The organism is Citrobacter sp. Cf072, assembly GCF_030334485.1.
In the GTDB taxonomy this organism is placed as follows: Bacteria; Pseudomonadota; Gammaproteobacteria; order Enterobacterales; family Enterobacteriaceae; genus Citrobacter; species Citrobacter freundii.
The window spans coordinates 624,357-648,785 of sequence record NZ_JAOWDX010000044.1; the positions used below are offsets into that span (position 1 = coordinate 624,357).

Annotated in this window: 21 protein-coding genes and 1 tRNA gene; 2 read left to right on the forward strand and 20 right to left on the reverse strand. The window is 47.1% G+C overall.

The window, feature by feature from the left end; genetic code table 11:
• Window positions 1-125 precede the first annotated feature (125 nt).
• The 14 genes from OGX66_RS11945 to proB form a co-directional block, all read right to left on the reverse strand.
• A complete protein-coding gene (locus OGX66_RS11945) occupies window positions 126-1,604 on the reverse strand; it encodes a hypothetical protein (RefSeq protein ID WP_088902689.1) in 1,479 nt (492 codons plus the stop codon).
• Between the two features lie 377 nt (window positions 1,605-1,981).
• A tRNA-Thr gene (locus tag OGX66_RS11950) sits at window positions 1,982-2,057 on the reverse strand.
• A 164-nt stretch (window positions 2,058-2,221) separates the two neighbouring features.
• Complete coding sequence (locus tag OGX66_RS11955) at window positions 2,222-2,686, reverse strand: methyltransferase family protein (protein ID WP_003843778.1); 465 nt, start codon at window positions 2,684-2,686, stop codon at window positions 2,222-2,224.
• A gap of 192 nt (window positions 2,687-2,878) precedes the next feature.
• Window positions 2,879-4,327: an EAL domain-containing protein gene (locus tag OGX66_RS11960; RefSeq protein WP_044714368.1), complete on the reverse strand. Its 1,449-nt coding sequence runs from the start codon at window positions 4,325-4,327 to the stop codon at window positions 2,879-2,881.
• Between the two features lie 341 nt (window positions 4,328-4,668).
• Window positions 4,669-5,142 (reverse strand): FidL-like protein, encoded by a 474-nt coding sequence (locus OGX66_RS11965; protein WP_003838775.1) that lies wholly within the window; start codon window positions 5,140-5,142, stop codon window positions 4,669-4,671.
• Window positions 5,117-5,848: a winged helix-turn-helix domain-containing protein gene (locus OGX66_RS11970; RefSeq protein WP_044702485.1), complete on the reverse strand. Its 732-nt coding sequence runs from the start codon at window positions 5,846-5,848 to the stop codon at window positions 5,117-5,119. The genes OGX66_RS11965 and OGX66_RS11970 overlap by 26 nt, the downstream gene beginning before the upstream one ends.
• 144 nt (window positions 5,849-5,992) lie before the next feature.
• Entirely contained in the window at window positions 5,993-6,688 is a 696-nt protein-coding gene (locus OGX66_RS11975; protein ID WP_286511568.1) for a fimbrial biogenesis chaperone, read from the reverse strand.
• The gene (locus OGX66_RS11980) at window positions 6,685-8,301 is read right to left on the reverse strand and encodes a fimbrial adhesin EcpD family protein (RefSeq protein ID WP_008324500.1); all 1,617 of its coding nucleotides are present in this window, start codon (window positions 8,299-8,301) and stop codon (window positions 6,685-6,687) included. Before OGX66_RS11980 ends, OGX66_RS11975 begins: the two co-directional genes overlap by 4 nt.
• Window positions 8,302-8,305: 4 nt before the next feature.
• A complete protein-coding gene (locus OGX66_RS11985; RefSeq protein WP_003843781.1) occupies window positions 8,306-10,798 on the reverse strand; it encodes a CS1-pili formation C-terminal domain-containing protein in 2,493 nt (830 codons plus the stop codon).
• A gap of 58 nt (window positions 10,799-10,856) precedes the next feature.
• On the reverse strand, window positions 10,857-11,534 hold the full coding sequence (locus OGX66_RS11990; protein WP_003031363.1) for an EcpB family pilus assembly chaperone: 678 nt from the start codon (window positions 11,532-11,534) through the stop codon (window positions 10,857-10,859).
• Between the two features lie 52 nt (window positions 11,535-11,586).
• Window positions 11,587-12,174, reverse strand: coding sequence for a common pilus major fimbrillin subunit EcpA (gene ecpA, locus OGX66_RS11995; protein ID WP_003031365.1), 588 nt, complete (start codon window positions 12,172-12,174; stop codon window positions 11,587-11,589).
• Window positions 12,175-12,769: 595 nt separating this feature from the next.
• The gene (locus tag OGX66_RS12000) at window positions 12,770-13,489 is read right to left on the reverse strand and encodes a Crp/Fnr family transcriptional regulator (RefSeq protein ID WP_016149621.1); all 720 of its coding nucleotides are present in this window, start codon (window positions 13,487-13,489) and stop codon (window positions 12,770-12,772) included.
• A gap of 270 nt (window positions 13,490-13,759) precedes the next feature.
• Complete coding sequence (gene proA / locus OGX66_RS12005; protein ID WP_071696411.1) at window positions 13,760-15,013, reverse strand: glutamate-5-semialdehyde dehydrogenase; 1,254 nt, start codon at window positions 15,011-15,013, stop codon at window positions 13,760-13,762.
• Between the two features lie 11 nt (window positions 15,014-15,024).
• On the reverse strand, window positions 15,025-16,128 hold the full coding sequence (proB, locus tag OGX66_RS12010) for a glutamate 5-kinase (protein WP_003031373.1): 1,104 nt from the start codon (window positions 16,126-16,128) through the stop codon (window positions 15,025-15,027).
• 289 nt (window positions 16,129-16,417) lie between these two features.
• Here proB and phoE point away from each other — a divergent pair, with 289 nt between their 5' ends.
• Entirely contained in the window at window positions 16,418-17,473 is a 1,056-nt protein-coding gene (phoE, locus tag OGX66_RS12015) for a phosphoporin PhoE (RefSeq protein ID WP_003843783.1), read from the forward strand.
• A 55-nt stretch (window positions 17,474-17,528) separates the two neighbouring features.
• Here the strand turns inward: phoE and crl are convergent, their stop codons facing one another.
• The 3 genes from crl to gpt form a co-directional block, all read right to left on the reverse strand.
• Window positions 17,529-17,930, reverse strand: a complete 402-nt coding sequence (gene crl, locus OGX66_RS12020) for a sigma factor-binding protein Crl (protein WP_003031376.1) — start codon at window positions 17,928-17,930, stop codon at window positions 17,529-17,531.
• A 57-nt stretch (window positions 17,931-17,987) separates the two neighbouring features.
• Window positions 17,988-19,232: an esterase FrsA gene (gene frsA, locus OGX66_RS12025; RefSeq protein ID WP_003031378.1), complete on the reverse strand. Its 1,245-nt coding sequence runs from the start codon at window positions 19,230-19,232 to the stop codon at window positions 17,988-17,990.
• Between the two features lie 100 nt (window positions 19,233-19,332).
• Window positions 19,333-19,791, reverse strand: coding sequence for a xanthine phosphoribosyltransferase (gene gpt, locus OGX66_RS12030; RefSeq protein ID WP_003031380.1), 459 nt, complete (start codon window positions 19,789-19,791; stop codon window positions 19,333-19,335).
• 261 nt (window positions 19,792-20,052) lie between these two features.
• On the opposite strand from gpt, the gene pepD reads away from it, so the two are divergent.
• Window positions 20,053-21,510 carry a cytosol nonspecific dipeptidase gene (gene pepD / locus OGX66_RS12035; protein ID WP_003031381.1) on the forward strand — a complete coding sequence of 486 codons (1,458 nt, stop codon included), beginning with the start codon at window positions 20,053-20,055 and terminating at the stop codon, window positions 21,508-21,510.
• 100 nt (window positions 21,511-21,610) lie between these two features.
• Here pepD and dinB read toward each other — a convergent pair whose 3' ends face one another.
• From dinB to lafU, 3 genes are all read right to left on the reverse strand, one after another.
• A complete protein-coding gene (gene dinB / locus OGX66_RS12040) occupies window positions 21,611-22,666 on the reverse strand; it encodes a DNA polymerase IV (protein WP_003031382.1) in 1,056 nt (351 codons plus the stop codon).
• A 65-nt stretch (window positions 22,667-22,731) separates the two neighbouring features.
• The gene (locus OGX66_RS12045; protein WP_003838789.1) at window positions 22,732-23,373 is read right to left on the reverse strand and encodes a hypothetical protein; all 642 of its coding nucleotides are present in this window, start codon (window positions 23,371-23,373) and stop codon (window positions 22,732-22,734) included.
• A 56-nt stretch (window positions 23,374-23,429) separates the two neighbouring features.
• Window positions 23,430-24,428 carry a putative lateral flagellar export/assembly protein LafU gene (gene lafU / locus OGX66_RS12050; protein ID WP_049001966.1) on the reverse strand — a complete coding sequence of 333 codons (999 nt, stop codon included), beginning with the start codon at window positions 24,426-24,428 and terminating at the stop codon, window positions 23,430-23,432.
• Between the last annotated feature and the right edge of the window lies 1 nt (window position 24,429).

Here is a 24,429-nt window from a genome sequence, read left to right on the forward strand (position 1 = left end):
CGATATTATCAGCCATTTTAATGAAAAACCAAGTGATATAGTACCAGTTAGCCACCAACAGACAGGGGCGTCTAAGCGCGTTTTTGCTATTACAAGCTAAAACGAGGATTCAGGCACTATTATTTTCATTCACTATCTTCTTGTTTCATTTTCATTAAAAAATGCAACACATTAGGATTATTATCCACAATATTTGTGAATTTCCCCAATAACCTTGAAGCATCTTTTTTTCGATTATGATTAACATACCAGGTATGGCATACACCGTATAACAATGCGCTTTTTAACTCAATGAATTCATCATCCATGCCAGGATGTTGATAAAGAAAATTATCCGTATAATCTTCTATTTCTTTAATTTCATGAATTTGTTTAACTGGTATATCAAGCAGTGAATTACTGGTTTTGATCATTTCTAACATTGAATAAAAAATCGTAGGCGATTGGTTTTGAAGAAAAACCTGATTTTTAAAGTCATCAATGATCTTTTCTTTTTCCTTAGTATCTTCGATAAAATATGTCAACTGCGCAAGGTGGCTCAATAAAGTCACATCATTTTCAGCGTCATTAGTTAGTTTCCATTTATCATAACTATTTTTGACATAAGCGCGTTGAAAACTCTCCTTATCTGGATAAGGATAATACGGATGAAAGCTGAGTGCCTGCACTAAAAACCCAGCAGCGACGTCATCAGATAGTTCTGCACTATAAACATCTACGAAAGAAGCTGTCAGACCAGCCATCAAAAAGTTGAGCTCATCGTCTATAAAAGGATATCTTCCTTTTAAATCAATGACCTCACTTCTTATCTTAACGACCAGGTTAGCCATACCAATAGCGTCCATTTCATCTTTTCGGGCACTTAGTGTACGGGCATTTATATCAATGAAGAGGATCTTAGCTATTATCTCTCGCTTTTGAGCATCAGTTAACTGTGATTGCGAAATAATTTTATCAAAAATCTGATTAAACCATCTACTCTCTAAATTAATGCTATGCGCATTGGGTGATAACAACTTCCCGTTCAAACTATAGTGGATTTTCTCTATTTTATTATCACGTGTAAACCCTACCAACGTTACGACTGAGCGAGAATTCGCTTCAGCCAAATTAATTATTTGCTGTTTAGAACGATGAGTCAAAAACAATGTCGGAAATTGCCAGTTCTCAACCGCAAACGGGGGCACAAATTGGAATGAAGGATTCTCTTTAGATGTGGCCCTTTTCCACGTCTCCTCCATCTGGTGAGTGATGTCATAAGCATTTTCATCTGTATTACTACTGTTCCACCCCCCATCTTTTTCATTATAGAAGCCAGAAATGCTTATCTGTGCAAATTCAGGGTATGGTTGGTAGAAAATCGCACAACCCATTGCAAAAAACAACACAAGCAATGAGAAACAACTCGACTTGTTGGGATAACGTCTTTTTTTTCGATGATAAATTAATGTAGTTATTAGAATGACAACAGAACCACATATGAAAGGAATCTTCCATTCATTCAGAAAAAACAAAAAAGAGGAAAAATTAAAAAAAATCAGTGCTGGCAATCCCAAAAAGGTGAGAATATTTCCGGAAAAAGTAGCAATGTCCTGGAATTTCATGAGGGGCCTATCTTCTGGTAGATATTGAAGATAGATTAAAAAATACAGCGCAAGATGACAAGGATTTCTGCCAATAAGTTTATGTTAGTCGCTTGTTTTTTCTAGGTAAATGTTCTTATTCATGTAAAATCACCCCATCCCTAAGTAAAATTGTGGTTTTCATGTAATTCGGAGCTAAAATCTCCGCTCACAGAATGGCGAGGACCTGCGATTGCACGTCTTACAAAACTCCCACTTTGCATTGTTCAACTCATTGAAACAAATATATTGATCATCAGTTGCCTCCATTTTGTCACATCCGCAACGCGCAAAATGCACATTAGTGCTGAACAAAGCAAAACACTGCAATAGTAACTTGATGATTTTACGAGAAAAGGTGGTGCCGATAATAGGAGTCGAACCTACGACCTTCGCATTACGAATGCGCTGCTCTACCAACTGAGCTATATCGGCCCTGAAAAGGACATGTCCACGAATGTGAGCACGGGGTAGAAGGTTAAAACTAACCGGGCGACGCGTCAATGGCCTTGCGAATCAAACGCCTATTTTTGCATCATCCGGATTCAATTACGCACGAATCGTGTCGTCACAGGCATCCTGTACGCAGCAAGGGAACGCTATAACCAGCGGCGAACACGCTGCTCATAGTGTTTCCATTCCAGCCCGAAATGTTTTCGCAGTTGTTCCTCTTCAAAATCAATGTGCAATCTGGCAACCGCCAGCATAAACAGTGGTGCAACCAATATTCCAATCAGGCTACCGACGTAAAGAGCAAAAGCTAACTGGAGTCCACTCATTCCAAGATAGATTGGATTGCGGCTCCAGGCATAACATCCGCCAGTAACAAGCGTGGTCGATTTCTCTGCATGCAGTGGGTTTAGCGTCGTACGTTTCTTCCGCATCTGCCACGCGGTATGCAGTATCATCGCCAAACTGGCGCTAGCCAACAATGCACTTATTACGATAGTCGCCGCGCCAAATGTGAAACGCGGGATCGCCGTCAACGCATCCGCGATGAGGAATAATATTAAGATGAGTGGTGGTGGAAGCCAGACTCTTAATTTTGTCAGGAAATGACGCATGGCTATAGACTAACCTCGGAAGCGGTTTGATTAACGCTGATACCGCTATAAATACCCTGTAAAAGACACATAAACAAACAATGTTTCACTCAGAACAGGCTATCGTCTTCACCAGACAGGCAGGATCTGTAGTACTAACCTCGGCAAAAAAACCGGCATCAGAGGCATCCGCCCCTGATGTTCACGACAGGTTTACGCTGAAAAAGTTGAATCCGACGCTGATTCAAACAGCCCTACAGACTGCTTGTAAAAACGCATAAAATCATCAAACATCACTGGCGGTAAAAATTGATAACCCTGCAGGTAATCCACATTATTTTTCCGCAACCATTGCTGCTGATAGCCATATTCAACGCCTTCCGCCACCATGCGTAACCCCAGGAGTCCGGAAAGATGAATGATTGACTCGAGCATAGGGATATGTTGCTCAACTTCTTTAATAGCCTTGATGAACGTTTTATCAATTTTGATTACATCCAGGTCTAACTCATTGAGATAGCAGAGATTAGCGTATCCCGTGCCAAAATCATCTAAAGCAAACAGCACCCCTCTGTTTCGCAACGATCGTATCAACTCTTTGATAGCTGGAGTGATAGTTAGAGTCTGATTTTCGGTTATTTCAATCATTAATTTTATCGGTAGTCTTTGCGTTATCTCCATAAAGTTAAGGCATTCCCAATAAAAAACGGGATTACTTAAACCTGATGGACTGACATTAAAGGAGACGAATAGCGTTTTATTGATATCCTCGCTTACGTCAACCAGATTACGCGCGACGGTGGTCATTAAATAGCTCGTTAACTCATTCATTAAGCCACTTTTTTCAGCCAGAGGTATAAACTCACGCTGAGAAATCGCATAATTATGGCCCTGTGGCCACCGAGCCAAAACCTCAACACCACAGACGTCCCCATTGATATTTACGATGGGCTGAAAATAAGGAATGATTTCTTCATTCCTTATTGCCATACTCAGTCGGCCAGAATCTGAAACATCATATGCATCGCCATAAATTACATTCTCGCCAGAATGACTGTTTGTCGGGTAGCCTTCATGCAATAAATTATTCCTGGTTAAAAAAATGATAGTTTCATTAAAATGAGAAAATCCCAGACGAGCAGTTATCCGCTCCCGATATCGATAAACTGACTTAGTTGTTAGTGAGTTAGCAATACAAAAGTCGTGCAATTTTTCTTTTGTGAATGATGAATACAACATTTCCTCTTCAAATTCAGTCAAATGAAAATTAAAAATCGTCGAACCTTTAGTGACCTCCACAACCTCATTGGGTGCCATTAAATTGGCTCTTAGCTGAGAAATCAATTGATCAGATAATTCTCGTCCATTAATGAAAGCATACTCCTCGTATCCTCGATTAACAGAACGAGTTTCATTCATCCGAAGAACAATACAGTTGATGTTGATAAACTGCGTGCTATTTCTCTGAAACCATTTCCTGACCAGTAGCAATGGTAACCGGTTATCGATCACCAGCAAACAGGACGGGTATCGTGGAATAACTGACTGTGTACCAGAAATAAATGATCGCGCATCAACCAGTACCAGATTTGGCAGCCACGCTTTTATCCCTGAGAAAAGAAAAATATCATAACTGAGCAGAAAAACCTTTTTCGTATTCATAGTTACCACCAACTTAAATTTATGGCATAGCAGGTCCCTCGTTATATACACGAGAGAATATACAACACCTTCAGCCTCCAGTAATTATAAGGCGGTTCGTGAATTAACTTTATCCATAAGCCATATCACGTAATTTCAGAGTTTATAATCACAATTATCCATATGCGTATTCCCATTAAATGGTAAATCCATTTTAAATATCAAAAAAGGAAAATTCCTAATTTTCATCAGTACAAATCCTTTTACTCATTTTCACTACAAGGCAAAACAAAAAACCACGAATACAAGCAACGACAAAATATACAACCACAAAAATCAAAATACTAACACATTACCTTGATTTATGCTGCCCGACAAACCATGAGCGTACGTCGCAGATCTCTTATTGCATAGACATTTCCTGCGATACGGATGACCTTATAATAGAAAATATCCTGTTGAGACATAAGCAGTTCGGTAATGTCATCGGGAACATTGTCATTTTTATTTTTGACAATAGCCAAGCGACGAGTCTGCAGATATCCGTCACGGTCTTTGCCAATAAAATTCAGGACAACATTACGATCTACAGCATAGTGCTTACCCTGAATATTAAGGCTCCCTATCTGGGATACCCGCCCTTCGGTAGCGGAAGAAATACGAAAAACCAACAGAACTTCACCTTCAATTTTTACGCCCTGAGTTTGCGCCTCCAGATGCAGGTAATTCTTGGCAGAGCAGGTCAGCGTCTCAGGTTCTTGATGGCGATAAAAAAAGTATGCTGTTATCACCGCAAGAAAGATCGCCCCGCTAATAAAGATAATTTTCGCATTCACGGGCAGCCCCTCCTTTATCCAGCGTACAGATCCCCAAAAAATTCTCTTTAAGATCATTACCTGTCGATAAATTATTATCATCATAAAAAACAATTGTTTTCTTGCCATCATGACAAGTCGCATTTATTTTTCGCCACATATCAGAAGATAAAAACGCTTTCGTTTTATCAGCATTATTGTCATCGGCAGTATAAAGTTCACAATCACCTATTGCCCTGATATAGATAAAATTCGTGGCACCTGAATTAAGAGTTGGCAATATCAAAACAGAGCTCCCAAGAAAGGCAAACAATAAAATGAACAGAACAATATTTTTGCGTTTCGGTGTTGCGGGTGAGTTCACCGTTTCTGTTACCGAACGAACAGGTACATCTCCACTGAAAGATGACTGTTCATCATTGACCGAAGCATGGAACAAAAATCCCTGCCGGGGCAATGTTTCAATGGGATTATCGGCCCCCAACTCACTAAATGCTTTTCGCAATATACTGATACTTTTATTAAGGCTATGACCCGATGGGGCCATGCCATGCTTTTTCCATACTTCTTCAATGATAAACTCACGATGGAGTTGTTGATTTTTATGGGCAATGAATAGCTCAAGTAGTCTCGCTGTAGATGCCGAAAGGATTATTGTAGTATCGCGATGTTTCAGGCTTTTTCTGGTGGAATCGTACTCAACCTGATCATTAATTATACTTTTCATACTACCTGACTCTTGAATACCGTGACATGGAGTACAAATGACCAAAGTTTCATCTGTGCTGAGCTGAATACTGCATTGTATAAAGATAGTTACAGTATAGGTTCGATATCTAACCATGACATATCGGATCAGACTCAATGCTTACTATTGATTGAGTTTGAAGCACCCCTGACCTACTGGGATGTATTTCTGCAACGCTACGATAAACTTTCGGTTTTTTGTTTTGAGCTCACTACTACGCCAGGTTTCACCCGGCAACACATAACGCATGGTGGCTTCATCATCGGTTGAATTGCACCCTTGGTGTACGATGATTTTAAAAAAAGTATTCCCAGTGTTTTTCAGTGTTCCGTTAGCCTCATCAATGGTGTAGGCCAGATTTATGTTTCTCGGGCAAACAACCAATATGGTGTCCATAGCGATCACCGGGAGAGCCTGCCCGCCTTTCCCTTGATTACGTTCGGTAAACAGCGTGATCGGCATTTCACGAAACAGAATTCGGTAATAGCGTTCTTTATCATCCTGCGGCCCGCGGTAGAAAATCTTAAAAAACTCACTCGCCTGCGGAGCCAGTGAAAAATTCAGCGGAGTAAACAGAAGTTCGCCTTCAGCAATAGCACTTCTGTTTTCACCTCCCGGTCCCGGCTTATCAATTTTTACTGCGCCGATACTGTATAAATTCTGTTTCTGGCTATCGTTATAGATTCGTTTACTGATAAATGCTTTATCCGATGGCATCTCATAAATGGTCGACTCCAGGTAGACTGCCTGTGTAGAGAATGCTGTCAGACCGGAAAGTAGAATAAATACCCATCTAAGCGCCAGACGACGGCGGTTCATGGCGTCACTCCCACCCAATTCGCCGTGACTTTTATCTCTCCACTGGCGCTGACGACACCTTCCCAGTCAGCGCCGGAAACGGTTAACATCGAACGTGAATCATTCATTGGGAAAAGCAATTTCAAATCAGTAGCATAATAGCTTCCATCGTCATTGTTATTTGCGTCCCAGGGCGTCTGTTGCCACTGCGCATCTCTCATACTGACTGCCGCTTCACTGCAGCTATTTCGTTTTTGCACCACGCCCCCCGACTGACTGTTGTACTGCAGAAAAGCGGGAATGGGGACGGACAGCCCGCCTTGCGCAGACGTAAACAGACAGTAAGGGACACTGTTTATCGTCGTACTTTCCCCAATAACTTGCGCGGTAATACTGTCTGCTTGACGGGGACCTGAGACGGTTACGGTGTACTCCATTTCTATAGGAGCGGCATCGCCAATCGTGCCACTACCGCTCGCAGAAGCTGTGTTGTCCGAAGAGACGATACTGATCCCATACTCCTTCGGCACAATATTGAGCTGTAGCGAAGGGGTAAACTGGTAGTGTCCTGACTCTGGTGTTAAGCCATTATAAAAGCCGAAGGTAAAGGGCTGACTGTTAGTAATGCTGATCCCTGAATCGACAAGATTCTTCAAAAATGCTTTTGACAGAAAAATATAAATGTATTCTCCGGAGGTCGTAAAAACGTTGTAATAAGCAGTTGAAGTACCATAGTTATACCAGTTTGAACCATTCCCGGAGTATCTCACGGTGGCCGCTCCGGGCGTAAAACCAAGCATCGCCGTATCGACAAAAGCGCGAAACGTCAAGGAGGCGGTCAGATTGGCCGTTTGTTGCAGGTTATAACTCACCATTTTGCAAATCACACCGTCAGTACCGCCTACCACGCCAAGTTCGCAATAACCAGAGTCTTTGGTGATGCTCGGCGTACCGTCGCTGGCAACCCAAAGCTCCTGAAATGCGTTAGTCGAGACAAGTGACAGATGACCGCGTTTAGTTAACGTGTAATTGACGTAATTCCATGATCCTGTCGATTGGTCTTTGCACCGTTGCCCGGAAGAATAATCATAATTTACAGAAGTATAACAGCGGTTGAACACGTAGGTTTCGCTGCTACCGGTAGGCACATTGCGAAAGTACTCATAAGCAGTATCGGTCAGGGAAGCGAATCCGTAGGCGCCACCAATAACGCCTGCGACAGAGCCGACCTGCGCATGATAAAAACCGTTTTTGTCAGTGCCCAATCCGGCAATAAACCCGGTTGATGGGCATTGGGTGCCACTATAACAACGGATTCCCCGGAAAGGCCCGTTAATCGGGGAGTTATCAATCCACATGTCCTGATAATAATTTCCAGGCGCAGTCCAGCCGACAAAACCTAAATACCCGAGACTCACCTGAGAGGTACCGTATTTTATCCACGTGTTTGACCCGCTGAAACGCGGATCAAGTGCCGATGGGGTAATAAAGTATTCACTATCAATGGCATTTTCGATAAACAAATAGTTATTGCTAACTGAGCCGGAAGAGATTGCATTCAACGCCAAAGCAGGCACAGGTGAAAAACTCCCTACGGCACAGATTACAGTAGCTAATTTAATTAATACTTTCATTTTATTACCTCTGCGCCATCGTGGTTTGCGTTGCACATTTCACATCGCCAACCCACGCTGCGCCGCGTGCTTTTTCCAAATCAAGATCGGCTTCGCATATGCTGCCATTGGCTGAAATTAACGTGATGACCGGATACTTTTTATCGATATCGATAGCAAACTCACCCTTTTCATCCGTACGCGTTTTACCGATGTGGTTATGGATATCGGTATTTGCAGCCAATTGTCCATCGGGATAACGAATGCGCCCGAATACAGTGACCATGCTTTTCACTTCAGGATTGATAACACCCACGTTACCCGGATATAGCGTCAGCTCCTGTTTGCGTCCTGAAACAATATCGAAGCTGTCCTCAGAGTTTTTATCATTGAGGATTTCCAGCTTGTACTGAGCATAGGGCGGCAGTGCAATGAAATTTGATTTACCGCTGAGAAGATAATTGCGGTTATTAATCTTCGCAGCCAGTTTCCCTTCACCGGTCAAATCTGTTTTCACAATGATGCCGGACCGCTGCCGCTCTTTACTCAGGCCGAAATCTTTACCTGCCCACGCCAGAGAACCCTGGGAAGAGAAGTTCATATTGGTGGAGTTGTCAGCAGAACGCGTTACCGATACGGTGCCGGCGTTATATTTCGTGTCATAACTCAAATTGCCGTTTACCGAATAATTATTGTCGTAATACTGTTCGCCACTCAGACGCGTTGATGCCGACAATCCGACCGATTTAATCGGGCCCTCAGCATACTGCTTACGCGCGCTGAGATTACCCTGAGTACTGCCATAACGATCCCGGGAGACGCCCATGCTCAACCAGGTCGCCAACGGCAATGATAAATCCAGACTGACATAACGTTCCTGTCGCCCATCGTCATTCCGATTGTTGTAGTAATAACGCTGAATACCTGCACGCAACCCAACCGTGGCATACCTGCCTGAATAAAGGGTCGTGCTGTAGTCCAGATTACGATATTTATTTCCCGAGTAGCGATTCTCCGTCTGACTCACGGTGAGCGAGCCGCCATGAGGAATAAACTTTCCGAGGTTAAGAGTCCCGCCAATGGAATAATTATCACGCTCCTGTATAGGCAGACGATCGCCAATTTTACTGTCTTCACGAGATGCCCATAGGGAACCGTATCCCTCAGGGACATTAAGGTTGATGTTACTGATATTTCGCCATGACGAATCGTTCGCCACTAGCGTCTGATTGCCAATGCTTACGTATTCACTCACATTGAGCGTGACATCCGTTTCATTAACCGCATTGTTGTCAAAACCGTAGAGCGTGGATTTCAGGCCCAGCCCCGATAATATCGCCAGCGTCACCGATGCGGCCCCCCCGGCAATCCAGGTCTGCTCGTTGCCCAAATCTTGATAATGATTTCGCTTGTAACTCACACGGTCATAATCCAGTGAGCCACCAAACAGTTGCCACGAAAGCTGATCAATCCCGGCGGCTTGTTGGCGGGCAAAGATTTTATTAACCCTGCTAATACGACTATTAATTGTCCGGCCATTGACCACGATATCTACCGTGACGTCATAAACACCATACGGAAAGCGACTGGTATCAATTTCATAGCTGCCCATATTAAAGTTCTGCACGCTGAGCAAACGCCCATCACGGAAGACATGAACCTCGCCAGCGGCTGGCAAAAATACGGTAATCGGCGTGAGTGAAAGCGCGGTATTCTCAACAACCGTACTTCCTTTGTTTCCGTAGCTCACACCGTAAATTTTCCCACCATTCAACGCATTCAAACTAGCAATAGACTGCACGTTCCAGGTGTCGAGCATCCCGAGCGCCAGTCGATACCCGTCATAATCACGCTCATACATCGCACGATAGAGTTTACTGGTGCCGTTGCTGTCGCCGATGCCGTAAAACGAACCGTTAATATTGATATGGTGCTCACGCAGCGATGTTGTATTGTCCACCGTCAGATAGCTGCGGGTACTGCTGCCATTATGATAATCGTTGTAGTAGGTACCAAAGTTATAGTTCAGGACGTTAGAGAGAGACTCCACGCTGGAAGGTCCAAGCAGGCTACTGCGTGCGACAATCGCTTCAGTTAACGCATCTTTGCTGACTATCATCTCCAGGTGAAATGAAGAGACGTTGAGTTGCAGGCGTGCATTGTCCGATAGCTCGATATTGGTGTTATCGTGAAATTTCACATCACGAATTTTTTCTACCAACGCACGAGTTTTTCCAGATAACACGGCATTATTAGGCAATTCAGCAAGAGTCAGGGCTTTAACTGTAATATTGCCATCAACAAGCGAAATCATCGCATCGGCAATTTTTTGCTGACTTTTCTCGTCAGTCTCGTTGTAACGAATATATACCGGCACCGTCATTCCCTGCTCCAGTGAACGGGCGAAAGCGCTGGGAATAACGTAATTACCCACTTTTACTGGGGCTGCATGTGAAGTTCCTGGTGTCAGCGCAAGAAAAAGACAAATGCTACCGCCGACAATATATTTTGTTGTCATATGCATCCTTACAATCCGGTATTTTTATTTATCCCGTACAGATGGCTGCCATTGACCATCACTTCACTGTAATAAACTGCTTACCGTGCCAGATACCAATGCGTGAGCGGCTATTACTAATGTCGGTGAACTGCAGTTTTATTTTTGTACCTGGCATAATGTAATAGCGTTCGCGACAACCTCGTCCCTGATCGCGAGCCTTATCCTTACAGGCGCCATAGGCGATCACACGAAACGAAACATTGCCAGTATTGGTAATAACATCGCCATTTCGGCTATATTCAAAACGTTCTTTTCGCGGCGCGACCACCAGAATAGTGCCAATTTCTGCCGACGCTGTTGCTACCGCCATTTTATTCGCCCGGGTTTCCGCGCTCTCGGTGACCGGCTCATCTATCCATTGCAGACGATAATAACGTTCGAGATCATCTGCTGGTCCTTTATAAAAGAAGCGGAAAACATCCTTTGCTTGACCAGGAAGAATAAGATTGGCAGGTGTAGAAAGTAACTCTCCGGAATTGACAGGCTTTATTTCGACTCCCCCCGCCAAAGGTGATGACAATTGTTTTACCGAAACACTGACATAACGCGCCGCATCAGTTGTATTAGTAATTTCTTTCGATAATGAACTCTCAGCAGAAGTCATTATCGATGTGATTTCACCCACATTAATTGCCCATCCGGGAAAAGATGCTACTAACCCTACCAACATCACTGCCGGTAAATATTTTTTCATGACGCCATTCCTGATAAATTCGGGAGAAAAAATTCTCCCGAATTTTTATTACTTAGGCAGACGGAGTCGTCCAGGTTGCATTAAACTGTACTTTTACATCGCCAGTCCAATAGCCGTCTGGCAGAGCAGAGTAATCCGTTACTGCCTGGCTACCATCAGAAGTCGCTGACGCGATGGTGAATTTGAAGTTGGATTGATCGCTGACACGAGCAGCACCGTTATAAGCGCCATCAGCCATCAGGCTTTCAAGACCAGAAGTCGAGCTGGAGTTAACCAGGACAGTATCTGATGAGTTAGTCAGCGCGGTGCCATTCCATGCCACCCCTACGTTCAGGGTAGACGCATCGCCACTGGCGTTGGTCAGCGTGTTACTAATGATCTGAGCAGTCAGCTCAAAATCAGTTGCCGTTTCCTGACCCTGAATAGTCACATCAAAAGCACCGTCCTGAGAGTTGAAGGCTTTCAGTCCTTCAGCATACTGGAAAGTCAAAGAGTTCAGCGGGGTGACAACCAACATACTGGTGGTATCTTTTGTTGCCGTCGCGTCCCACGAGGCAGTTGCAGAAGCAGTAACGTCTGCCATTGCATTTGCTGCAACAAATACAGAAGCCAGAGAGGTTACTAATAATAATTTTTTCATTTTTATCTTCTCCTAAGAACAAACTCACCACCGAGTCTTATTTTTAAGTCACTCCAGCGGTTCCATTAATTGCGAGCCAGAATTGCCGCGCCAAAAAATTATCATTTGAATTAAGTAACATCTCAACAAACCCTGAAACGCAAAAATTACAAAAAACTAAGAATTTTCCCACAAAAAATTTTATCTAAGAAGTCTCCTAAGACAGAATTACTTGAAATGTGCCTTGTTTCAGAATTATCACCCACATAAATAAGCAATGCCAAACAATTCATCTTTTTTATGTTTTTGATAAATATCAAAAAGATCATACAAATACCACCTAAGCAAAACCCTTACAAAACATAAAGATAATTAACGCCTCCATATTTTCTCTATAATGCTTATTATTTGTTGCAATTATGCTAATTTTTTAACTTCACAAGAAAATTCTCATGAAATATTCATATAAGGGGGAATATTCTTATAAAATAATCGCCAAGCTGGAGGATTAGTATTCGAATTGATAATTATTTCATATAAATAAAACCAGGAATTTTCCATATAAAAAGAATATTCCTGGAATATCAAGAGTTATATAACGCTCAACAGGAGAGATTTAGCTGAAACCTTTTAATCCCAAATAACTATTAAGTGTTACCGTTCGCACCCGATGTAGGGTAATCAAATTTTGTTGTTCGAGGGATTTAAATGACCGGCTAACGGTTTCAATTTTAAGGTCGAGATAACTGGCAATTTCCTCCCGGGAGAATGGCAAGTGAAGCGTCGTTTCTGGCCTGCCAATACGTAAATGCATCTCGTAAAACTCCACCAGAAAAGCAGCGATCCTGGCCTCAGCATGTTTATTCGCATAGCGCCGCAGTTTTTCAACAATGAATCCATTGTCCCTGCAGAGAAACTTGATGACTGCGGCAGCAACCGACGGATCCTTTTCTGCTACTTTGAACAACCGCGCAATATCGATATGACATACCTCCGCAGCCGTTGCCGCCTTAATCGTTGTCAGGTACTTCCCCCCTTCGACAGCATCCAGCGCCATGATATCTCCCGGAACATAAAAGCGACTGATAAAATCGTTATCACCGCATTCCACGCTGGACTTGCAGTATCCCTCGTGAATAACAAAAAGCATGTTTGCGGCTTCATCCTGCCGGGCGAGTATCTCCCCTGCTTTAAACCTTCTTCTTTTGTCTATTAATCGGTGTTGATTATCACGATCAATTGCCGCTCCCTTTGGACACAGCGAACAATGGCGGGGGGGAAACGGGTTGCCGAGCGGCACTACAGGAATGCGATGTTTGTGAATATCCGATTTCACGCAACAACTCCTCATAAAAATGAGACTGATTCTAATAGATCGGGCCATGGGAACAATACGTGAACTGAAGACCAGGAAAATTCATGCTGGCAGGGAAAATTCTGTGATACATCGCCTTTCTGGCACAGGGACGCATGGGTCAAAACCAGACTGATGATGTTAAAACGCAGGATAGAAAAATGTGGCAGTGGAGTGAAGGTTAGAATTAACAGGGCGATGCCTTAATAGCCTTGAAAATCAGAGTGCTATTATGGAATCGCCCGTTTTCAATTACGCACGGATCGTGTCGTCGCCGAAACCAACCCATTTGTATGTAGTCAGTGCTTCCAGCCCCATTGGGCCACGCGCGTGCAGTTTTTGCGTACTTACCGCCACTTCCGCGCCCAGTCCAAACTGGCCGCCATCGGTAAAACGCGTAGAGGCGTTAACGTACACAGCTGAAGAATCGACTTCATTCACAAAACGATCGGCGTTGCGTAGCGTACGCGTCAGGATCGCATCGGAATGCTGGGTACCATGCTCGCGGATGTGGGCGATGGCATCATCCAGACTGGTGACGATTTTCACGTTCAAATCCAGCGACAGAAACTCGTCGTCATACTCTTCAGCTTTCACCGCAACCACATTAGCAGGTCCTGCCTTCAATGTAGCCAGCGCCATTTCGTCTCCGTGCAGAGTGACGCCGCTTTGTGCCATCTGCTGGCTCAATGCTGGCAGAAAACGCGCGGCGATATCCTGATGCACCAGCAGAGTTTCTACGGTGTTGCAGGTGCTCGGACGCTGGGTTTTGGCGTTGACGATAATCTTCAGGGCCGGGGCGATCTCCGCGCTATCATCAACATAGATATGACATACGCCAATGCCGCCGGTGATGACCGGGATAGTCGACTGCTCACGACACAGCTTGTGCAGGCCCGCGCCACCGCGAGGGATCAGCATATCGATGTACTTATCCATCCGTAGCATCTCAGCGACCAGTGCGCGGTCCGGGTTATCAATCGACTGTACGGCAGCCGCGGGTAAACCGCAGGCTTCCAGCGCCTTTTGGATAACCGCCACGGTGGCAGCGTTCGTCCGGTAGGTCTCTTTCCCACCGCGCAGGATCGCGGCATTGCCGGTTTTCAGGCACAGGGAGGCAACGTCAACGGTGACGTTTGGGCGCGCTTCATAAATTACGCCAATCACGCCCAGCGGGACGCGACGACGCTCCAGACGCAGACCGCTGTCCAGCAGCCCACCGTCAATCACCTGCCCGACCGGGTCGGCGAGATTACACACCTGGCGTACATCGTCAGCAATCGCTTTCAGACGCGCTGGCGTCAGGGCCAGGCGGTCGAGCATCGCATCGCTCAGGCCGTTGGCTCGCGCCTGCTCAACATCTTGTACGTTCGCGCTGAGGATGCTTTCGGTTTGCGCTTCCAGCTCATCAGCAATGGTTTCCAGTACGCGATTTTTTTCGCGACTAGAGAGCAGCGCCAGCTTATATGACGCGGCTTTGGCAGCAATGCCCATTTTTTCCAGCATATGCCTGTTCCTTAACGGGTGATCATGTCGTCACGATGGACAGCGACCGGGCCGTATTCGTAGCCCAGGATGGTGTCGATCTGTTGTGAGTGATGTCCGGCAATACGGCGCAGCGCATCGCTGTTATAGCGGGTGACGCCGTGGGCAATATCACGCCCTTCGAGATTGCAGATGCGGATCACTTCACCACGAGAGAAGTTGCCTGTCACGCTTTTAATGCCTTTTGGCAATAATGAGCTGCCGCGTTCCAGAATCGCTGCGGTAGCGCCCTCATCAACAGTAATTTCTCCGGCAGGCGGCGCGCCGAAGATCCAGCGTTTACGGTTCTCCAGTGGAGATGCCTGAGCATGAAAACGCGTCCCAACGGAAACGCCTTCCATCACGTCGCCAATGACGCCCGGTTTGCTGCCTGCGGCAATTATGGTGTCGATCCCGGCGCGGCACGCGACATCGGCGGCCTGCAGTTTTGTTCCCATCCCGCCGGTTCCCAGACCCGAGACGCTGTCTCCGGCAATGGCGCGCAGCGCATCATCAATACCGTGCACGTCTTTGATCAGCTCCGCCTGCGGATTGGTGCGCGGATCGGCGGTGAACAGGCCCTGCTGATCGGTCAACAGCAGCAGCTTATCGGCTCCAGCCAGAATTGCCGCCAGCGCTGAGAGGTTGTCGTTATCACCCACTTTAATTTCAGCGGTCGCCACCGCATCGTTCTCATTAATGACCGGAACGATGTTGTTATCCAGCAGCGCGCGCAGCGTATCGCGGGCATTGAGGAAGCGCTCTCTGTCTTCCATATCCGCACGCGTCAGCAGCATCTGCCCGATATGAATACCGTAAATCGAGAAAAGCTGTTCCCATAGTTGAATCAGTCGGCTCTGCCCTACCGCTGCCAACAGCTGTTTCGAGGCTATCGTTGCCGGGAGTTCAGGGTAACCAAGATGCTCACGTCCGGCGGCAATCGCGCCTGAGGTAACAATAACAATACGATGCCCTGCGGCATGGAGCTGCGCGCACTGGCGAACCAGTTCTACAATGTGGGCGCGGTTCAGGCGGCGGGATCCGCCCGTTAACACACTGGTGCCAAGTTTTACCACCAGCGTCTGGCTGTCACTCATGATTCTCTGCCATTCAAAATTGGGGAAAATGATATCAAACGAACGTTTTAGCAGGACTGGCCCCGGTTGCCAACAACCAGCGCACAAAGCATGAAATTTTATTGCGCAGGATCAGCAAGCGTAGCGGCAGATTTTGACGCATTTATTACAGAAACAAAAAAACATCCTTTTTTAAAAATATTCTTACTTTGTCATAAAACGTTCATTGCCAGACGTTAAAAACCCTCCTGTCTTTTAACGGGGATCACACCCAGTGAATATTAGCGCGTACTTTTAATCAGGAATGAAAATGAAAAAGAGCACTCTGGCATTAGTGGTGATGGGAATTGTTACGTCGGCATCCGTACAGGCAGCGGAAGTGTATAACAAGAACGGTAATAAGCTGGACTTATACGGCAAAGTAAAAGCCATGCATTACATGACGGATTATGACAGCAAAGATGGTGACCAAAGCTATATCCGTTTAGGTTTTAAAGGCGAAACGCAAATTAACGATCAACTGACCGGTTATGGTCGTTGGGAGGCTGAATTCGCCGGCAATAAAGCTGAAAGCGATTCTAACCAACAAAAAACACGTCTGGCCTTCGCCGGTGTGAAATTAAAAGATTTTGGCTCGTTTGATTATGGTCGTAACCTGGGTGCGCTGTATGACGTGGAAGCATGGACCGATATGTTCCCGGAATTCGGCGGCGACTCCTCCGCACAAACCGATAACTTTATGACCAAACGTGCCAGCGGCCTGGCAACTTACCGTAACACCGACTTCTTCGGCGTCGTGGATGGCCTGGATCTGACCCTGCAATATCAGGGTAAAAACCAGGACCGCGATGTGAAAAAACAGAACGGCGACGGTTTTGGTACTTCTGTTACCTATGACTTTGGCGGCAGCGATTTTGCGGTGAGCGGCGCTTATACCAACTCCGATCGTACTAACCAGCAGAATCTGCAAACTCGCGGTACAGGCGATAAAGCAGAAGCCTGGGCAACGGGCTTAAAATATGATGCTAACGATATTTATATTGCAACGTTCTATTCTGAAACGCGTAATATGACGCCAATTTCCGGTGGCTTTGCTAATAAAACACAGAACTTCGAAGCGGTCGTTCAGTACCAGTTTGACTTTGGTCTGCGTCCGTCACTGGGTTATGTGCTGTCTAAAGGGAAAGATATTGAAGGCGTCGGCAATGAAGATCTGGTGAATTATATTGATCTCGGCGCAACGTACTATTTCAACAAAAATATGTCCGCGTTTGTCGATTATAAAATCAACCAGCTCGATAGCGATAATAAGCTGGGCATCAACGATGATAATATCGTTGCCGTCGGTATGGTCTACCAGTTTTGATATAGCATAAAAAAGCCGGATGGGGTTGCGCCGCCATCCGGCTTTTCACTGTTCATTATGCCGTTAACTTAACCGGTTCATCCTTAAAGTCGTCAGCAGGTTCCAGCGCCAGATTCAGCGTCGTTAACAAGCCAAGTAATTTTTCATGGAATTCACGTAAGGTGTATTCCAGTCGCTCTACCACTTCAGTCTCTTTCACCGGCACCGCAGTCCAGTTACCGTCTTTATCAAACAAACCAAACTGATAACTATACGTGAAGCGTTTTTCCTGCGCCTCCAGTTCCATCCACCAGCCCCAGAACTCGCGTTTCTCAGGGGCGGGTTTCACGTTGACGCAAACAGCCAGACAATCGAAAAAAAATCGATTATCTTCGCACTGCCCTTCCCGGATGTACGGGCCAAGCGCGGTGAATTTCTTGATCAATCTACTTTTCGGATGCCCACTCGGTAACGTCATTACGATCTCCTTAGGTGAAGCACCTGTTTTACCAAATCGATAAAATTTAGCAAACTTTTAACACAATCTCTGATTGATCCAACTGGTTATTTCCTGCAACCCTTTGTCAAAATTGCGATACACCGGATTGAAGGGGATCTCCAGTAGCTTACCGTCTGAGGATGAAGATGTGATTAAACGTGACTCTTCTTCCGGGCTAAACGGGTCGTTCTTCCAGAACCCCGAAAGCATTGGCGTCGGGCAGCGTCGCCCCAGCAGGCCCTGCACTTTTAATGAATAGCGATTAAGCTCAACGCGCAGCGCTTCATCGGAGGCGTCATGCATCCCCAGGCGGCTAGCCAGTACATCAAGATACATTTCCGGGACGCTCGCCTGACGTTGCGGGTCACTGAGCAGCGCATGAACCACTGGTCCCAGACAGGCCACCGCCTTCAGGCGTGATGATTCCAGATATGCCAGACGTACCGCTACGTTAGCGCCAAAGCGGAAACCAAAGGCCGCCACGCGAGTGTGATCCACCCAGGGAACATTAGGCAGCGCTTTTAATACATGCTGATGCAGCAGGCTGGAATCCTGAGTCAGTTTCCATTTTGATGAGAACCCAACCGACGGCATATCCAGCGTCAGCATGGCAATGCCACGTGGAGCAAAGTAGCGCTCATACAGACTGTAATAATCCGTTTGCATGGAATCGAGGCCACCGCACATCAGCACCGTCGGGAACGGACCGTCGCCTTTTGGCATATGCAGGAATCCAGTGATTGGCGCGCCGCCGGTAACGGCAAATTCCATCTCGCGCAATGTCCCCGGCAGTCGCTGCGCGGCCTCTTCATAGGCGCGATTGGCCAAAGCCTGTGCCTGTTCTGCCAGCTCATCGCCTTTCAGGTGTGGGTAAGCGGCAATGTTGTACAACGTAGACGCATGCAGCCAGTGGCGTCCGCTCACCTGCGGATCCTCTTCCATAGACGCTTTCTGTTGCCAGTCCATCGCCTGCTTCGCCCACTCATAGATCCAGTTCCCACCGCGATAGCCGATAACCGTATCGTAGAGTTCTTTATCCGTACGCTCGGCTTCGCTCATCACGATACGTGCCTGCACCTCAAGGATTTCACGCGGGTCGACGCCACGCCAGATCCACATCAGACGATTCACCATGCGATACCAGTGGGGAATGGTTTTACCATCCAGGGCAGATTGTACGGACGGCTGCGCGCCGTGATTAAAACGACGAACCAGCGTTGACGTTTCAGGGTGTTTGAAGCGGGGTTTAAACAGGACTTCGCTGAGGTTAGCCTGTGACATGATTGCAGCCTCCATGAGTACTCACTAAGGCATAGTGTAACCTGACACTGCACAAAAAGAACAACGCCCGGCAGTTGCCAGGCGTTGAAAACTTTTTAGATTAGCGACCAGAGATCGGCGGGACGAACACCACGCCCATATCCCACGGCTGCTCAATCCAGGTATCCTGAGGGATATCAACAACATAATCATTCACCAGCGGGCGACCTGCCGGCTTAGCGAAGATAGTAACGAAATGCGCTTTAGGATACATTTCGCGGATCGCAACGGCGGTACCACCGGTGTCAACCAGGTCATCGATTACGATGAAACCTTCACCGTCGCCTTCGGCACGTTTCAGCACTTTCAGTTCGCGCTGGTTGTCGTGATCGTAGCTGGAGATGCATACGGTATCGACATGACGAATACCCAATTCACGCGCCAGCAATGCGCCCGGTACCAGACCACCACGGCTAACGGCAATAATGCCTTTCCATTGTTCAGAAGGCATCAGGCGGCTTGCCAGTTTACGTGCATGGATCTGCAACATGTCCCAGGTGACGACGTATTTTTCGCTCATGTGAAGTGTCCCAGCCTGTTTATCTACGGCTTAAAAAGTGTTCGAGGGGGAAATAGGTTGCGCGAGATTATAGAGATCTGACGCACTAAAAACCAGTGTTTCGCGGAATCCGCGCCTCTTTTTGCATGCTTTATGCTAGCCGTCAGCGGAGAAAGTGGTATTCTCAATCGCATCGCGCAAGCCTGACTTGTGATGTTTTTAATTCTGCTAACCCCGTGGCCTGCAAGCAAGTTTTGTAGGACATCGCCAAGGAGACTCAACGTGTCTGAACTGTCTCAATTATCCCCGCAACCGCTATGGGATATTTTTGCCAAAATCTGTTCTATTCCTCATCCGTCCTATCATGAAGAGCAGCTCGCTGAACACATTCTGAGCTGGGCCCAGGAAAAAGGTTTCCACGTCGAGCGCGATCAAGTCGGTAATATCCTGATTCGCAAACCCGCTACCGCAGGCATGGAAAACCGCAAACCGGTCGTTCTGCAGGCGCACCTGGATATGGTCCCGCAGAAAAACAACGACACCGTTCACGACTTCACCAAAGATCCTATCCAACCTTATATTGATGGCGAATGGGTAAAAGCCCGTGGCACCACGCTGGGTGCGGATAACGGTATCGGTATGGCGTCCGCGCTGGCCGTTCTGGCAGATGACAGCGTGGTACATGGTCCTCTGGAAGTGCTGCTGACCATGACCGAAGAAGCAGGTATGGATGGCGCGTTTGGTCTGCAGGCTAACTGGCTGCAGGCAGATATCCTGATCAACACCGACTCAGAAGAAGAAGGTGAGATCTACATGGGTTGCGCAGGCGGTATCGACTTTACCTCTAACCTGCCGCTGTCCCGTGAAGCAATCCCTGCTGGCTTCCAGAGCTTTAAGCTGACGTTAAAAGGCCTGAAAGGCGGCCACTCCGGCGGCGAAATCCACGTGGGTCTCGGTAACGCGAACAAGCTGCTGGTACGCTTCCTGGCGGGCCACGCTGAAGAGCTGGATCTGCGTCTGGTTGATTTCAACGGCGGTACGCTGCGTAACGCAATTCCGCGTGAAGCCTTTGCCACCCTGGCCGTGGCTGCAGATAAAGTTGATGCGTTAAAAGCGCTGGTCAACACCTATCAGGAAATCCTGAAAAACGAACTGGAAGCCAAAGAGAAGAACCTGGCTCTGCTGCTGGATGCCGTTACTCAAGACAAAGCCGCGCTGACCGCTGAGTCTCGCGACAGCTTTGTGCGTCTGCTGAACGCCACCCCGAACGGTGTAATCCGCAACTCCGACGTCGCCAAAGGCGTGGTAGAAACTTCCCTGAACGTCGGCGTTGTAACCATGACTGACGACAACGTTGAAATTCACTGCCTCATCCGTTCTCTGATCGACAGCGGTAAAGACTACGTGGTGAGCATGCTGGATTCACTGGGTAAACTGGCTGGCGCGAAAACCCAGGCAAAAGGCGGATACCCTGGCTGGCAGCCGGATGCCAACTCTCCGGTTATGCACCTGGTTCGTGAAACCTATCAGCGTCTGTTCAACAAAACGCCTAACATCCAAATCATCCACGCCGGTCTGGAATGTGGTCTGTTCAAGAAACCGTATCCAGATATGGACATGGTTTCCATCGGGCCAACCATCACCGGCCCGCACTCCCCGGATGAACAGGTTCATATCGAAAGCGTCGGCCATTACTGGACGCTGCTGACTGAACTGCTGAAGTCTATTCCGGCGAAGTAAGTCTGCGCTAAACGCCGGATGGCGCTGTGCTTATCCGGCCTACATGCTGATTTGTAGGCCGGATATAGTTTTTACGCAGCCATCCGGCAATACATCAACATCACAGCCCCAACAGTAGTTGCCTTTCCAGCTGTGGATCCAACAGCGTGACGTGTAATCCCACCAGCCTTACGCCCCGCCCTCCCCGACGTTCATTCCATGTTTTGCGCGCCGTCGCAATTAAGTCATCTTTACTTAAGCGCGGCCAGACGTGCTCCTGCGTGGTTTGCTGAAAATCATTAAACTTGAGTTTTACTCCCTGCCGGGCGATCAACAGATCCGGTTTTACCTTGGCCAGACGTCGTTCCAGTTCGGGATATAGCCGCTCAATAATCTCCTCACATTCAGCCCACTCATGAATATCTTCTGCCAAAGTACGCTCGACGCCGACTGATTTGCGCAGTCTGTCATTGTTGACGTCGCGTTCATCAATGCCCTGGCTGCGTTCCCACAACACGCGACCAAACTTACCAAAACGTTTGAGCAACATGGCCAGGTCGTATTTCTGAACATCCTCGCAGGTTCGCAACCCCATCGCTTCCAGCTTAGCGGCAGAGACTTTGCCAACGCCGGGAATTTTGCCTAACGGTAATGTTCTGAGAAATTCAGGAACATCGGCAGGGGTAATCACATATTGCCCATTGGGTTTGTTGAGATCGGAAGCTATTTTTGCCAGAAATTTGACCGGCGCAATTCCGGCAGAGGCGGTTAACTGTAGCTCGGTAAAAATTGTCTGGCGGATCTCCTGAGCGATCAGCGTAGCTGAGCCATGGCAGTGAGTGCTGTCAGTCACATCCAGATAGGCTTCATCCAGCGAAAGCGGTTCTATCAGCGAGGTATAGCGGGAGAAAATAGCCTGAATCTGGCGGGAGGCTTCTTTATAGGCCTCGTAACGACCAGGTAATAACGTGAGATGCGGGCATAGTTTTAACGCCATTCCGGTCGGCATTGCGCTACGCACACCAAATTTGCGCGCCGGGTAATTGGCCGTGCTGATGACTCCCCGACGTTCACGACTGCCGCCAATAGCAATGGGAATATCACGCAAGGCGGGGTTGTCGCGCATTTCCACCGCCGCGAAAAAGCAGTCCATATCGACATGTATGATTTTGCGCATCGCTCGCCCCCACAACACTGTTTAAGTATACAGTATTTTTATGTTATGAGAAGTCTGTTTATGCCTTAGGCCGGACCATTCATGACGAAGCGTGCATCGCACAGGTAACGCACGATGTCCGTGATCTTATGTTCTGCTGGATTACCCGCCGTACTGACAAAAAGTTTATTCACTTTGCGAATCTTTGCCCGCAGCAATTTTTCGATCGTCATCAGGCGAAATGCATCATTTTCCACGCAGAAAAGCTCATAGTCGCCCAGACGTTCTCCACAAATTTCACAATGATTCATCCAGTAACGTAGCCCGGTAGTTTTACTTTTATCCAGATAGTAATTGCTGGCTTTGATGTTCTTTTGTATCTCTTCTGGCAGAGAATTAATGTGGAACAGAAAGGTATTCCGTCGAATAGATTGCCAGCCTTTGCCATCCTGATCTTTTCTGATAAAGCGGGTAAACATCACCCCGTGAATATGGGTGAGCTGGTGGCAGCTCCAGCAGTGCATCTTCGAGGTAATCACCAGATAGTACGGCGCAACGATGTTAAAACTGTCGGTGTTGTAGACATAGTCACGAAGCCCCTCATTTAACACATGAGGCTCGGTGTACCAGATACCTGAAACCGGGTCGAAATGCGCTCCCTGACAAGCCCCATCAGTGACATTATCAGTATGAATATCCAATGGAATAATATGGGTTACATCTATCACATTACCTTCCTGAGGGATAATTTGCCCCCACGTTGCGTGGGGGGCGGAAAAGAGAATTAATGAGTGACGGGAACAGAGGGCTGACGTAAAGAAGTCACCTGCTTTTGTTTGTCCAGCTTATCAACCAGTGGCTGAACCACTTTCTCGCCGTGCTGACCAAAATATTGATACAGCGTATCGGAAGCACTTTGCGTTAACACCATGATCTCAATACGGCGGTTGCCTGCGCTTTCCGGGTTTTTCGCATCCAGCAGCATTTGGTCCGCCATGGCGCTAACCTGCATGACTTTATCCTGCGGCATGCCGGCATCTTCCAGCACGCGTCGTGCTGACAAAGCACGGTCGCCGGAGAGATTCCAGTTGTTGTAAATGTTGCTCTTATAGCTCATCGCATCCGTATGTCCGGTAATGATGAGCTTGTTGTCCAGCGAGTCAAACACGGGGGCCAGCTCAACCAGCAGCGATTTAAAGAACGGCATAATTTTGGCGCTGCCGCGTTCAAACATATTCCGGTTCTGGTCATCTTTAATCAGTACGCGCAACCCCTGAGGAACAATCTCCATCTCGAGGTTGGTTTCCATATGTGCGTTGCGGGCAATGACGTTAATATCGGTCGCCAGCTCACCCAATTCACGCGCTGATTTTTGCTTCAGCAACACCGCTTTTTCATTTACATCCAGCGCTTTTTTGGCGTTATCTTCTGTTATCTTCGCCGTCTCTTGCGGGGTAACCGTTTTATCCAGCTTGTTGCGCGTGACGTTTTTCTTCTGCGCACCCGGCGCTATCGGCTGCTTGCCCAGCTTGTTTAAAGGTGCCATACCGCCACCGTTAAAGATTGACTGGCCGTGCAGCGCCGCCACAATATTTTCTCGGTCAGCCTTGCTGACGCTGTTCACAATCCACAGCGTCATAAACAGCGCCATCATCGCCAGCGTAAAGTCAGCAAAGGCGACCTTCCACGCCCCGCCATGATGACCTGCATGATGCTTTTTAATTTGTCGGCGGATAATGGTGGTTTTCGCGCCGCGATCGCGACGATTTGGCCCCTTCCTCATG